This window comes from Micromonospora coriariae, from assembly GCF_900091455.1.
GTDB lineage: Bacteria > Actinomycetota > Actinomycetes > Mycobacteriales > Micromonosporaceae > Micromonospora > Micromonospora coriariae.
This window is the reverse complement of the sequence record NZ_LT607412.1, coordinates 2904213-2916930: the sequence shown is the minus strand read 5'-3', so window position 1 is coordinate 2916930 and position 12718 is coordinate 2904213. Positions and strand designations below refer to the sequence as shown.

Sequence of the window (12718 nt, the reverse complement as noted above, 5' to 3'; positions counted from 1 at the left end):
TCCGGCTCGGCGTCCTTGCCATCCTTGTCTGCCCGGTGGCTGCCGGCCCGCTTCTCCTCGACCGACTCGGCGGCCGCACGCCTTCCGGCGCCGCGCAGCGCCAGCCACCCGCCGCCGACGATCGCCAGCAGACCGAGCACCCCGAGGGTGATGGGCCCCCACAGGCGCACCATCTGGATGGAAGCGGCGTTGTCCGCGGCACGCTCGGCACTGGCGATCACGGTCGCCTCGTTGTAGCGGAAGTCGGCGCTCAGCAGCACGGTCGGCTGGCCCACGTCCGGCACCAGCACCTTGCGCGGCTGGTCGCGGACGTCCACGTAGGAGCCGGTGACGGGCTCCACCCAGAAGCTGCGCGTGTTGGTGTACATGAGCCGGGCGGTCTTGGCCTCGGGAGCGAAGCGCGCGAGCAGCAGCTTCAGGCTGCTCTCGGCCAGCACCAACTCGGCCTCGGGGACCGTCTGCTCGAAGCGGTAGGCCTGGACCCCACGAACCTCGGTGACCTCTTTGAACTGCGCCGGGACCGTCTTGCGAATCTCACGGTCGAAGACCGGGTAGTCCTTCTTCTCGGTGCCGAACGGGAACTTGTAGACCTGGCCGGCGTAGTTCGCGGGTTGGTCCGTTCCGTCCTCGAGCCAGGCAGCATCCCACTTGGCGGCCGCACCGCTCACACGGTCGACGGCGAGCTGGGTGCTGTACTCGTTGATCATCTCGTTGTTGTCGATGCGCCGCACGGACTGGAACACGTCCCAGACGACCGCCTTGCCCTCGAGGTCACCGGTCATCTTCTCGTCGGTGATCTTCGGCTGCGGTACCACCTCGACAGTCGACCGCAGGCCGCCCCGCTCGATGTTCGCGGCGCCCGCCTTGATCTGGAGGAACTCGGCGTTGGCCGACTCTGCCACGGACTCCGAACGCTCCAGGTCGTACGGCAGTTGACTGACCGCGGGTGCGACGTAAAGTGGCAGCCCCACAGCGGCGACGACCAGCAGGACGCCAAGGCCAAACAGCATGGCGCCGACAATCCTCTTCACTGCTCCTCCTTCATTGACAAGGCGAAAAGGCACCAGCCAGCCATACGCTGAAGACATCGACGTCACAGCAGGACGCCTCTGGCATGGCGGCACGTTACTCTCCAGTCACCTCTCTCCGCGACCCCCGGGAAGCTTGATGTTTGCTGCCTCCTCAGCCCCCGCGCTTCCGCGTCTACCGGCCCTCGACGGGGTGCGGGTAATCGGTGCGGCCGCGGTGATTGCCCAACACGTCGGATTCATCACGGGCGTCACCACCCGGGAAAGCTGGGGCGGCTGGGTCGCCATGATGGATTTCGCGGTCGCGCTCTTCTTCGTGCTTTCGGGTTTCCTGCTCTTTCGCCCCTGGGCACGCGCGGCCGCCACCGGTTCCACCACACCGGGTGCCCGGCGCTTCTACTGGAAGCGCGCCATCCGCATCCTGCCGGCGTACTGGCTCGCCGTCATCGTCTGCCTCACGGTGCTCCCGGAGGGCGGCGTCGCTCCGTTGGGCGACTGGTTACGGCACCTCACATTCACCCAGATCTACGAGCACGCGCAGATCAGGCGCGGGCTCGGCCAGACCTGGAGTCTCGCCACGGAGGTGCTCTTCTACCTGCTGCTGCCGGTCGCGGCGGCGGCACTCCTGGGGAAGCGGTGGCGGCCCGCCCGGACGGTGACGCTCGCCGGCGCCGGGCTGCTGATCACGGTGGGCTGGATCGCCGCGATGGGCACGGGTCTCCTGGACACCGGCCTGCACATCATGTGGCTCCCGTCGTACGCGCTGTGGTTCGCTGCGGGCATCGTCATCGCCACGGTCCATGTGGCCCTCCGGACGTCGACGGCGCCCCGCTCGTGGCGGGTCTTCGATCAGCTCGGCTCCGCGCCACTGGCCTGCTGGGGCATCGCGCTCGGGCTGCTCGCGGTGGCCAGCACGCCGGTCACCGGGCCGCGTGGCCTCGCCGCCCCGACGGCCGGGCAGTTCGCGACGCAGATGGGGCTCTACCTCGGCGTCGCGGTGATGGTCATGATTCCCCTCGTGTTCGGCCCCACCACGCTGATCTCACTGGCTCTCGGCAGCGCGCCGATCCGGTGGCTCGGCACGCTCTCGTACGGGATGTTCCTCTGGCATCCGCTGGTGCTCGACATGATCTACCGGGTCGAGAGTCGCACCTACTTCACCGGCAACCCGTTGCGGATCTACGCGCTCACCCTCAGCGGGGCGATCGCGATGGCGGCGGTCAGCTACTACGTCGTCGAGCGACCGGTGCTGCGCTGGGGATCGGCGACCGCGAGACGCCGCGCGGGCAGGGCGACCGAGCACCAGAGAGCGGTGAGCGCGGCCAGCGCCGCCAGCTGAGGCGCCGCGGACGTGTGTTGGAGGGGATCCACAAGCGAGATCCACCCCGCCACACCGAAGCAGAGGACCGGGAGCAGCCAGGCCACCAACCGGCTGACCCGACGAAGTCTGCGCAGCTCACTGCGGTGCAGGAACGGCGTGATCAACCCGAGGGCGGCCAACGCCAACGCACCGACGGTGGCCAGGACGACCGCCCAGATTCCGCCGACGGTCAGCAGTGCCGCAGCGCCGACGACGCCGGGTAGCAGCCACTCCCGCCGGCGTCGTCCGGGCACGGCGGCGAGTGGCCTCGGCGGCCGGCGGGTTGGCAGCACCGCGAGCAGCAGGACGACCCCGAGCAGCACCGCGCCCGCCACCAGGCCACCCCGGTAGGTCTGGTCCGGCGTGAAACGGAGTACGACGTCGCCGCCCAGTCCGGGTGGCAGCAGCCACCCCTGCTGCCACCCGTCGACGGTGATGGGCGTCAGCTTCTGTCCCGCCACGGTTGCCTGCCAGCCAGGATTCTTGTTCTCCCGCACCGCGAGGACGGTGCCGCCCGGGTTCGCGGCGACGTGCAGCCGTCGTTCCGTCGCCGACCAGTCGACGATGCGTACGGGGCTCGGCGTGGCGATCGGGCCGGTGCGGCCGGCCGGGTCCAGGGCGAGCCTGGTCGGTGTGGTCAGGTCACTCCCGGAGGCGACCACCCGCAGTTCGCCAGCGGGCAGTTCCAGTGGCTTCGACACCTTCTCGCCGCAGGCCGTGGCTCGTACCTCCCTGAGTTCCAGCAGCTCCCGGCGGCTTGCCGTGACGGCCGTCCGCATCTGCTTGCCGGCGACCTGAAGCGTTGGTCCGCTGCCGCACGGCAACGTCACGCGCTCGTCGAGATTCACCGCGATCGACGGGCCGGCAGGCAGTGTGCTCACGTCGCCGATTCCCAGCGGCAGCCACTCCGACCTGCCCTTGTACGGGTCGAAGCTCTTCACCGCCGCGGACGCGCGGAACAGGATCGTGACCTCGTCGGTGCGCAGCGGCCGGTCAAACTTGAGCAGGCCGTCCTTGCCGACCGTGCCGCCGCGCACGCCGCCGTCGCCGATGACGGTGACTCGCCAGGGGCGTGCCCGGGCGACCGAGTCCGCCGACGACAACCGCAACCCGTTGATCGTGCGAGTGGTGAGCCAGTTGAGTTTCAGCCACGGCCCCTCGTCCTCCGACGCGGGCAGCCAGGCCGTCGCGGGGTCGCCGTCGAGGACGGCGCCGGGGCGGGCCACCGGGTCGGGTACCGCGGTCGACGAGGCGGTGACCCGGGGCGCCAACGTCAGCGGCCACGACTTCGCCACCTGCGCGTCGAGCAGCGCGTTGAGCTGCGGTCCGGCCTTCGGCCGGGCCCAGACGGCCGGGGTGTACGACGCACCGGCCGGCAGGACCACCGTCCGGTCGAGCTGATCACCGTCCTCCGACGCTCGGCCCACGCCGGAGCCGCAGCGCGGCACGTCGTCGACGAAGAAGCAGGAGTCGGTGGTCGGCGCCGAGGCGAGCACCACCGTCGCGGGCTGCGTGGTGGCCGGCCCCTGCGGTGTGACCAGCGTCCGCGACGCCTGCACGCCAGGGATCTCCAGCTCCGCGATGCCGACCCGCCCCTGTCCGGTGCGGACCGGCAACGCCGATTCGATGGTGACCCTGATCCGGGTGCTGGAGTGCACTCCGGGAAGCCGCACGGTCAGCGTCGGGTCGAAGGAGTCGACGGTGACCCGCTCCGCGCCGCTGCGCACCGTCACCTTCGTGGGCAGCACGTCCGCCTCCGTGTCGAAACGCAACCGCACCTCCGAGATCTTCATGGGTTTGGCGAGTTCGACCTCCAGCCACTGACGGGTCGGGGCACTCGGGGCGGTACGCCAGGAGGTGGACGGGTCGCCGTCGACCGCCGCGAACGGGTGGTGGGCGGGACGGGATCCGGTCAGCGGATGCGGCTGAGCCCAGGAACTGGACGCGGTGACCCCGTTGATCCCGACGTACCGCGTCACCGTGGAGTACTCGTCGCCCCAGGGCGGCAGGTAGTCGCGCGCGACCCCACTGAGCAGGGATCGCTGGCCAGCTTCGGTGGTGGCCGACGCGTTGTCGTGCAGCAGTCCGAAGGTCACCTCCCGACGCCGCATACCGTCGGTCAGCAGCACCGGCCCCAGCGCCTGACCCTTCGGCAGGTCACCGGCGAGCACCGTGGGCGCTCCGTTGAGCCGTCGAGCCGCGGCGATGTCCAGCAGTGACTCGGGGCCGCCGACCACAGTCGAGATCGCCGTGGCGTCGTACGCGACGACCGGCTGCACCACCTGCTGGACCTCGTACACCTCCAGTGCCCGGGTGGGCACGTCCAGGCCCTGGTCGCGGTAGCCACCGAAGGCCTGGCCCCCGCCGACCATCGGGCCGAAGGCGGCGACCAGCCGCAGCCCCGGGGAGCGGGCGAGGGCCTGCCGGACCTGCACCGGACGGGCGGCACGGGATTCCCCGTAGTTGAGGTCTGAGCGGAGCAGGACGTACCGCACTCCGGAACGGGCGAGCAGATCGGTCAGACCGTCCGAGCCGGCGCCGGTGGCCAGCACCGACTCGAACGCGTCGAGGAGCCGGATCGTCGTCGGCGGGGTGAGCGGGATCGAGTTGCGCACCGCCCATGAGCTCTTCAGCAGCGGCTGGGTGATCTCGTCGGCCGGGCCGCCCCAGCGGTAGTTCGGAAAGCGGGCAGCCGGCGCCACCAGGACGCGGTCGCGCCCGAGGTTGGCGTCCAGCCAACTGCCGGCGGCCTGCCAGTAGCCGGGCACGCTGTCGAAACTGCCCTTGATCGGCAGTTGGCCGGCGAGGGCGGGGCTCGCGATGGCGGCGATCCCCGTCAGCGCCACGACCTTCACCACGATCGCCCGCTTCCGCGCCGAGTGCCATCGCCGACCGGCCACCGCGGCGGTGCGGGCCAACACGCCGAGCAGGTGGGCCATGCCGAGGATCAGCGGCAGCCGCAGCACCACGTCGAACTTGTGCACGTTGCGCAACGGCGCTCCGGCACCGTCGAGGAAGGACCGTTGCGACTCGGCGAAGAGCCCGTCGACGGCGGCGACGTGCCCCATTCCGACCAGGGCGACGCCGACGAGCAGGCCGGTGACGAGGAAGCGCCGGTGCGGCATTCCGCGTCGGGCGAGGCCGGCGAGCCCCAGAGCGGCGACCACGATGGTGGCGATGATCAGTGGGCCGTCGAGTGCGAGCTGGGCACCGGCGTCCCACGACCGACCGTAGGCGAGCCAGTGCGACGCACCGCGCATCGTCGTCGTCAGATCGGTCACCCGGGTGGTCACGGGGGCCGTCTCGATGTAGTCGAGGAATGGCGGGCTGTACCGGCCGAGCACCAGCAGCGGCACCAACCACCAGGCGGTCGCGGCGGCGACCGCCACGCCCCACGCGCCGATCGCGACGAGGCGACGCCGCATCGGCCGCAGTGTGGCCAGCCAGAGCACCGCCAGCGGTACGACCGCGAGCACTGCTGTGGCGTTCACGCCGCCGGCGCAGGCCACGGCAAGTGCGGACCAGGCGACGGCACGACGCAGCGAGGAGCCGTGGGCCAACCCGACCAGGGGTACGAGCACCCAGGGGGCGACCGCGCTGGGCCATGCCTCGACCGAGATGGGGCCGAGTTCGGTGATCATCCGAGGGGAGAGCGCGAATGCGACCCCCGCGATGATCCGGGCCGCAGGCGTGCCGATGGCCAGCCGCTCGGCCAGTTGCATGACCCCGACGCAGGCGACGCACATCAGCAGTGCCCACCAGAGACGCTGCACGACCCATGCGGGCATGCCCACGGCATCGCCGGCCGCGAAGAATGGCCCCATTGGCCATAGATAACCGTACGTTTGGTTCTGCAGTTGGCCGAACGACCCCGCCGGATTCCAGACGTGCAATGAGCGTTCGAGCCATCCGACGGGATTTGTCGCAAGATCGATTTTGGTGTCCATCACGATCTTGCCGGGTTCCTGAAGGAACGCCAACGCCGTGAGTGCGACGCAGACGGCTGCTGCCCGCAATCGCCATACCGCCGAGGAAGCGCCGCCGGGCGCCGACTCTCTCGCCGGTTGCGATGCCTTGAGCATTTCGCCCCTCCCGTCTGCTGCCGGCCGCCTGGCACACATGGGACCGACGCGTCGACCCATTGCGGGTTCGGACACGAGCGCCTTAGGGTGGCGCGATCGCGAACACTACTCGGCAGTAGGAGCAGCGGGTGCAGACCCTCGACGGCCCCGGACGGCACGTACTGTTCCTCAACTGGCGTGACACGCGCAATCCGGAAGGCGGCGGCTCGGAGGTGTACGTCGAGCGCATCGCCGAAGAGTTGATAGCGCACGGGCACCGCGCGACGCTGCTGTGCGCCAGCCACCCCGGCGCACCCGGCGAGGAGACGACCGAGTCGGGCCTACGGATCCTCCGTCGCGGCGGTCGGCACACCGTCTACCTGCGGGCGGCGCTCGTCTACCTGGCCGGCCTGGTTGGATTCGGCCCGTTGCGGACGCGGTCGCTCGGTCGACCCGACCTGATCGTCGACGTCTGCAACGGGCTGCCCTTCCTCTCCCCGCTGTACGCGCGCTGCGCCGTCATCATCCTCGTGCACCACGTCCACCGTGAGCAGTGGTCGGTGGTCCTCGGCGCCTGGGGCGCCCGCATCGGGTGGTGGATCGAGTCGAGCTTCGCGACGCGCGTCTACCGGAGGTGCCGTTACGTCACCGTCTCGGCCGCCACCCGCGGCGAGCTGGCATTGCTCGGCGTCGACCCGGGTCGCGTCACTGTGGTGTACAACGGGACCCCGGAATTGACGCCCGAGACCGCCCCTCGTACCCCACATCCTTCGCTTCTGGTGCTGTGCCGGCTCGTCCCCCACAAGCGGGTGGAGATCGCCCTGGAAGCGGTGGCGCGTCTCGCCCCCGAATTTCCGGGGCTGCGACTGGTCGTCGCCGGGCAGGGCTGGTGGGAAACGCGACTTCGCGACGTCGCGGACGAACTGGGCATCGGCGATCGGGTGCATTTCGCCGGCTTCGTGTCGGAGCCGGATAAGCACGAGCTGCTCTGCTCGACATGGGTCGCCCTGACCCCCTCGCTGAAAGAGGGATGGGGCTTGACGATCGTCGAGGCGGGAGCGGTGGGCACGCCGACCGTGGCGTTTCACGACGCGGGGGGTGTCACCGAGGCAATTGTCGCCGGGGAAACCGGCTTACTCGCCCGCGACACGGCCGACTTCGTCGCGCAGGTACGGAGCCTCCTGGCCGACGACGTGTTTCGTCACGAGATGGGAAAGGCGGCGCAGTCGCACGCCGCCCGCTTCACCTGGTCGGCATCGGGAGACCGTTTCGCCGACCTCGTTCGGACCGTCACCGACGGCCGGCCGAGGCCGGCGGCGGAACGCTACCTGACGCCGTAGTGCTGGGGGTTGCCGTTGTCTTCGGAGGTGCTCGCCGCGGTGCCTGACGAAACGACGAGTTGCTGCGTCATGGCACCCAGCGCCACCACCGCCAGCACCGCACCGACCACCGCGGCCAGCATCAAGGTAAGCGGCTTCGGCATTGTGTACCCTCCTCCATCGACATGCGTGGCGGCACGTTACCACGCGGTAGGGCGGCGCAACAGGCTCAGAATCGCGAGCAGGAGCAGCGCCAGGGCGGAACAGAGGCCCAGGATCAAGGGCCACCCGCCGTGCCGCTCCGTCCCGGTCTGCGGGGCTGTCGGATTCCGGTAGAGCGTCAGCTCCGCACCATCGTGGACAACCTGGAGACCTTCCAGCGCCTGCGGCGGGACGGTTCCTCCCGAGCGGTGCTGGACGACGACCCACCGCAGGTCGCTGCCCGCCAACGAGCGCCCTTCGGCGAGCGTCCCGCGGATCCGCGCCACCCGGTCGCTCTCCCCGGCCACCGACCGGCCTCCGACGATGAGGGTGTCATCCGTGATGACCTCCACCGGGAGGTAGCGCGCCAGCGGATCGATCACCACAGTGCCGTGGTTCCAGCGGTACGACCGGTACATGCTCATCGGCAACGAGAGGGTGGGCCCCGGCTCCCGCGCGACCGCCCGCGCGACAACACCCCATTCCTGCGGGTACCGGGCCGGCTGCAACCGGCCGGCCACGCCGTACGCCAGGTCGGGCAGGACGGCCACCGGCAGGAGCACCAGGCCCACCAGCGCCAGACGGTCCCCGGGGTGCCTGAGCCGGCCCGCCGTTCGTTCCCCGCCGAGCGCGGCACACAGCACCAGACAGAGGGCGTACGGGACGAGCAGCTTCTGTCCGTCGCGGAGCAGGCCGGCGCCCGGCACCTCCGCCACCAGCCAGCGCAGTGCGGCCGCGCCCCCGGGTAGTGCCGCGAGGGATGCGACCGCGAACGAGCCGACGGCCAGTACGCCCAGTCGGGCCGCCGCACCCGCCGGCCAACGGTCGCGTAGCACCGGAAAACCGAGGGCGGCGAGGACGAGCAGCCCGACCGTGACGACGGGAACGAGCAGGGCGCCACGGCTGGCCGGCGTCGTCAGCGAATTCCAGATCCCACCCGTGCCGGCGAGCGCGACGAGTGGCCCGCCCCAGTTCTCGGCACGGGCGGCGAAGGCCGCCACACCGTCGGGATCCGAACGGCCACCGGCGGCCGTCGTCGCGGCTGCGACCAGCCACGGCAGGTTGAGCACGGCGACGGCACCGAACGCCGTGCCGAACGCACGACGAGCGGGACCGCCGTGGCCCAGGAGAAGGACCGAGACGGTCGTCAGGGCCAACAGGCCCCCGGTGGGGGTGATCGCCGCGGCGGCAGCCGCCACGATGACCCGTGGCAGCGCCCCACGACGACCTTCGCGCAGCCCGATCGCGGCCCGGACCAGCCAAGGCAACGCGGCGTACGCCAGCAACAGACCCCACTGGCCGAGCAGCAGCCGTTCGGCCATGAACGGCGTCCAGGCATACCCGATGGCCGCGACGAGGCGGGTCAACTCCCGTCGGGCCGGCACCAGACGGCCCGCGCCCACCACGGCGAACCAGATGATCGCAACGAGCGCGATCCGCTGCAGCAGCCAGCCCGGCACCGCCAGGTTGAGCAGGGAGACCACCGCGTCCTGCGGGACGGCGCGCGGCAGCGCGTCGCCCGAGGCGAACAGGTCCCACCGCAGAGGCTGCCGGGGCACGAAGACCATGTCGTAGCGCAGCACGTAGCCCGGCCGGGCCAGGGGCGCCGACACGAGAAGCGCGGTAACGGCGGCGGCGACGTGCAGACGCAGCCGACCACGCGCGGATCCCTCCGGGACGTCCGGGCTCGGGCCGAGCTGGTCAGCGCTTACGGAGGACAAGGACCAGGTTCCAGGTGAGGACCTCGCGTACGCCAGGCACTCGGACCACTCCCTTGGCCCAGTTGGGCAGGTAGCGCGGCAGGATGTCGACGACCTCCGCCTCGGACTGCCGCCGCGCCCAGCGGAGCATCTCGCCGACCGAGACCGCGTACATGCTCTCGCCGAAGACGTTCTTCGGCCGCCGGCCCTGCTTGCGTTCATACCGCTGCGCCGCACGGTGGCCGCCCAGATAGTGCCAGGGCGACGTCTCGTGGCCGCCCCAGGGCGAGAGCCAGTTGGTGAAGGACAGGAAGATCGTGCCGCCGGACCGGGTCACCCGGAGCATCTCGTCGGCCATGACGTACGGCTGCGGCACGTGTTCGAGGACGTTGGAGGAGAAGCAGACGTCGACCCCGCCGGTGCGAACCGGCATGTTGAGCGCACTGCCCATCACACCGCCCGGTACGGCCTCACCTCGCGCGGACATCTCGCCCGCGTCGCAGTCCACGCAGACGATCCGCGCGCCCGCCCCGGTCAGGGCCTCGGCGAAGTAGCCCGCACCGCCTCCGACGTCCAGCACGACGGCACCGGCGAGGTCGGCGTACGTCTGGAGTTGGCCGACGGTGTCCTGCGCGAGCATGCCGTAGAAGAAGTCGGGATCGGTCTGCTCCAGGCGAAACGCACGGAACAGGCGCACCGATCGCGCCAGGTCGGCGCGGTGGGCAGCAGGGAGCTTCACGCGTGGCTCCTACTTGTGGCCAGGACGGGACGGTGTGCTGATCGACGCCGGGTTGCCGGTCATGGTGAATCCCAACCCGAGCCGGTCATGCCGGAAGACGTTAGCCCGTCCGCGGGCGCAGGTCGACCGGCCAGGTCGATCTACTGCCGCTCCACGCCGCCCCGCCGGCCTCTGTACCCTGTGGGCGCCCTACGGTTGCTCACCCCTTCGTTCCGACGGCGGGGAGAAGTGGAGTCAGACGGCCGGCATGAGAGGGACTACCGCACAGGTTTCCGACGCCGGTCGGATGGCGGTGACCGGCAGCGCCGTCATGGCCGCGGCCACCCTGACCAACGGGCTGGCCTATCTGGTTCCCATGCTCGGCGCCCGCCATCTCACCGCCGCCGACCTCGGAGCGCTGGCGACCGTGCAGGCTCTCGTCGCGATCGCCGGCGTGGCCGGCGCGGGCCTGCAGACCGCCGTCGCCGTGCATCGGGCACGTCACCCGCACGCACCGACCGCGCGTGTCACCCTCACCGCGGCGGCTGTCACCGGTGGCACCCTGGTCGCCGCCATACCGCTGATCGTCACCACAGTGCACCTGCCGGTCGAGGTGGTGACCCTGCTGGTGGGCATGACGCTTCCCGTCGTCCTGGCCGCCAGGTGGCTCGGCGAGTTGCAGGGGGACCAGCGTTTCCTGCGCCTGGCGCTGGGCATGTGCGTGCTGGCCGTCGGACGTTACGCGGGCGTGATCGCCGGGCTCGTCCTCGGCGCCGGGCTGGTCGGGTCATTGCTGGCCGGTCTCGTCTGCTCCTACGTCGCCCTGCCGATCCTGCGGCTGACCGCCGCGTCAGGAGCCGCGCCGGCGGAAGCTCCGGCGACAGGAGGCTCCGCGGCAGCGGCTCACCCGGCGAGCGGGCCGGCCCTGGGGCTGAGGCAGGTCATGACGGCCAGTAGCGCCACCCTGGCGATGCTTGTCGCGTCGTACGCCGACCTCATCCTGGCCCGGCAGTTGCTGTCGCCGGCGGAGTCCGGTGCGTACTCCGTCGGGACCGTGCTCACCAAGGGGGCGCTCTGGGCGCCGCAGGTGGTCACCGTGCTGGCCCTGCCCCGGATGGCCCGCCAGGACGGCCGGACGCGGCGGGCCGCCTGGGCCGTCGTCGGGGCGTGCGGTGCCGCACTCGTCATCACCTCGGCGCTGGCCGGCGGGCTCGCCTTCCGGCTCGCCGGCGGGCAGGACTACGCCGCTCTCGGCAGATACGCGCCGTTCTTCGCCGCCACCGGCGCTCTCTACGCTCTGGCCTTCGTGCTGATCAACGCGCAGATTGCGAGCGGCGCCCGCTGGCCGTCGGTCCCGCTCTGGGTGGCGGCGGCCGGGCTCGTGCTCGTGGCGGTCTTCGTGGCGCCACACACCTTCGCCGGCATCATGTGGACCGCCACCGCCGCAGCCGCGTCCGCGGCGCTCGCCCTGGCGGTGGTCGTCCGCGCCTCGGCAGGGCGTCGCGGCCCTCCGGCAGGGCCGTCGCCGGAACCCGTCGGGCCTCCGGACCTCGCGGACCGGGTCAGCTGACGTCCCGCCTGAACAGGACCGAGTTGACGTAGCGCGGGCGCGGGAACACGACCCGTCGCGCGAAGCTCTGGTGAACTCGCGCTATCGCGTCGCGCTGATGACCACGGATGTCGAAGTCAGCGAGCGGCAACCATTCCCGCTCCGGCAGCACGTAGCCTCGGTAACCCCACTCGGCCAGCAGCTCGATGATCGGCGCCACCGGTTGGACCCGCTCCTCGACCTCCACCAGCAGCACCGGGCCGTCCCGGCGAATCGTCTCGGCCGCACCCCGCAACGCCGGCAGCTCGTGCCCCTCGACATCGATCTTGAGGAACCGCACGTCGCTGAGCCCCAGGCCGTCGATCGTCACAGCGGGAACGGTCACCGGGCTGCCCTCGCCGTACTCGAGCGAGGAGGTACCGACCGCGGGACCGTTCTCCGGCAGATAGAGTTCCGCGCTTCCCTCGTGGTCCGACGCCACCGCCCGGACCACCCGTACCTCGGGGAAGGCCCTTGCGATGCTCCGCGCAAGCTCGTCGTTCGGCTCGATGGCGACAACCTGGTCAGCCAGCTTGCGCATGCGCCGGGTCCATGGCCCGTACCAGGCGCCGACGTCGAGTGCGGTGCCACCTTTCGGCATGAACTCCGCGAGGCGCGCGAGCTCGGGCTCGACCCGGGGGTAGACAGCCCGGATGGCTCCCGCTACGACCCGGTCAGGCAGCAGCGACGCCACGCGCGAGCTCACTGCGGTCAGCGGACCGGTGGAGGACGGCATGGGCGCA

At 71.1% G+C, this 12718-nt stretch carries 8 protein-coding genes and 1 pseudogene; 3 read left to right on the top strand and 6 right to left on the bottom strand.

Annotation, left to right across the window (positions count from 1 at the left end; translation table 11 throughout):
• Positions 1 to 11 precede the first annotated feature (11 nt).
• Positions 12 to 1031 (bottom strand): annotated as a pseudogene (locus GA0070607_RS13680) (DUF3068 domain-containing protein); the annotation flags it as partial.
• A gap of 136 nt (positions 1032 to 1167) precedes the next feature.
• On the opposite strand from GA0070607_RS13680, the gene GA0070607_RS13675 reads away from it, so the two are divergent.
• Positions 1168 to 2367, top strand: coding sequence for an acyltransferase family protein (locus GA0070607_RS13675; RefSeq protein WP_089018551.1), 1200 nt, complete (start codon positions 1168 to 1170; stop codon positions 2365 to 2367).
• Here the strand turns inward: GA0070607_RS13675 and GA0070607_RS13670 are convergent.
• A complete protein-coding gene (locus GA0070607_RS13670) occupies positions 2256 to 6470 on the bottom strand; it encodes an alpha-(1->3)-arabinofuranosyltransferase (protein ID WP_172899028.1) in 4215 nt (1404 codons plus the stop codon). The two genes, GA0070607_RS13675 and GA0070607_RS13670, sit on opposite strands and share 112 nt — an antisense overlap.
• A 128-nt stretch (positions 6471 to 6598) precedes the next feature.
• Between GA0070607_RS13670 and GA0070607_RS13665 the strand changes: the two genes are divergently transcribed.
• Complete coding sequence (locus tag GA0070607_RS13665) at positions 6599 to 7789, top strand: glycosyltransferase family 4 protein (protein WP_089018549.1); 1191 nt, start codon at positions 6599 to 6601, stop codon at positions 7787 to 7789.
• Here the strand turns inward: GA0070607_RS13665 and GA0070607_RS32365 are convergent.
• The 3 genes from GA0070607_RS32365 to GA0070607_RS13655 all read right to left on the bottom strand — a co-directional run bounded on the left by GA0070607_RS32365 (position 7774) and on the right by GA0070607_RS13655 (position 10408).
• Positions 7774 to 7932, bottom strand: coding sequence for a hypothetical protein (locus tag GA0070607_RS32365; RefSeq protein WP_157743150.1), 159 nt, complete (start codon positions 7930 to 7932; stop codon positions 7774 to 7776). The genes GA0070607_RS13665 and GA0070607_RS32365 overlap by 16 nt on opposite strands.
• Before the next feature lie 36 nt (positions 7933 to 7968).
• Positions 7969 to 9582 (bottom strand): LPXTG cell wall anchor domain-containing protein, encoded by a 1614-nt coding sequence (locus GA0070607_RS13660; protein ID WP_331716450.1) that lies wholly within the window; start codon positions 9580 to 9582, stop codon positions 7969 to 7971.
• An 88-nt stretch (positions 9583 to 9670) separates the two neighbouring features.
• On the bottom strand, positions 9671 to 10408 hold the full coding sequence (locus GA0070607_RS13655; RefSeq protein WP_231931013.1) for a methyltransferase domain-containing protein: 738 nt from the start codon (positions 10406 to 10408) through the stop codon (positions 9671 to 9673).
• Between the two features lie 247 nt (positions 10409 to 10655).
• On the opposite strand from GA0070607_RS13655, the gene GA0070607_RS13650 reads away from it, so the two are divergent.
• The gene (locus tag GA0070607_RS13650; protein WP_197701262.1) at positions 10656 to 11957 is read left to right on the top strand and encodes a lipopolysaccharide biosynthesis protein; all 1302 of its coding nucleotides are present in this window, start codon (positions 10656 to 10658) and stop codon (positions 11955 to 11957) included.
• Here GA0070607_RS13650 and GA0070607_RS13645 read toward each other — a convergent pair.
• The gene (locus GA0070607_RS13645) at positions 11950 to 12711 is read right to left on the bottom strand and encodes an FkbM family methyltransferase (RefSeq protein WP_197701261.1); all 762 of its coding nucleotides are present in this window, start codon (positions 12709 to 12711) and stop codon (positions 11950 to 11952) included. The two genes, GA0070607_RS13650 and GA0070607_RS13645, sit on opposite strands and share 8 nt — an antisense overlap.
• Between the last annotated feature and the right edge of the window lie 7 nt (positions 12712 to 12718).

Coding starts and splice junctions, on each gene's coding strand:
- GA0070607_RS13645 (WP_197701261.1), bottom strand. CDS start 12,711: ATGCCGTCCTCCACCGGTCCGCTGACCGCAGTGAGCTCGCGCGTGGCG.
- GA0070607_RS13650 (WP_197701262.1), top strand. CDS start 10,656: ATGAGAGGGACTACCGCACAGGTTTCCGACGCCGGTCGGATGGCGGTG.
- GA0070607_RS32365 (WP_157743150.1), bottom strand. CDS start 7,932: ATGCCGAAGCCGCTTACCTTGATGCTGGCCGCGGTGGTCGGTGCGGTG.
- GA0070607_RS13670 (WP_172899028.1), bottom strand. CDS start 6,470: ATGCTCAAGGCATCGCAACCGGCGAGAGAGTCGGCGCCCGGCGGCGCT.
- GA0070607_RS13675 (WP_089018551.1), top strand. CDS start 1,168: ATGTTTGCTGCCTCCTCAGCCCCCGCGCTTCCGCGTCTACCGGCCCTC.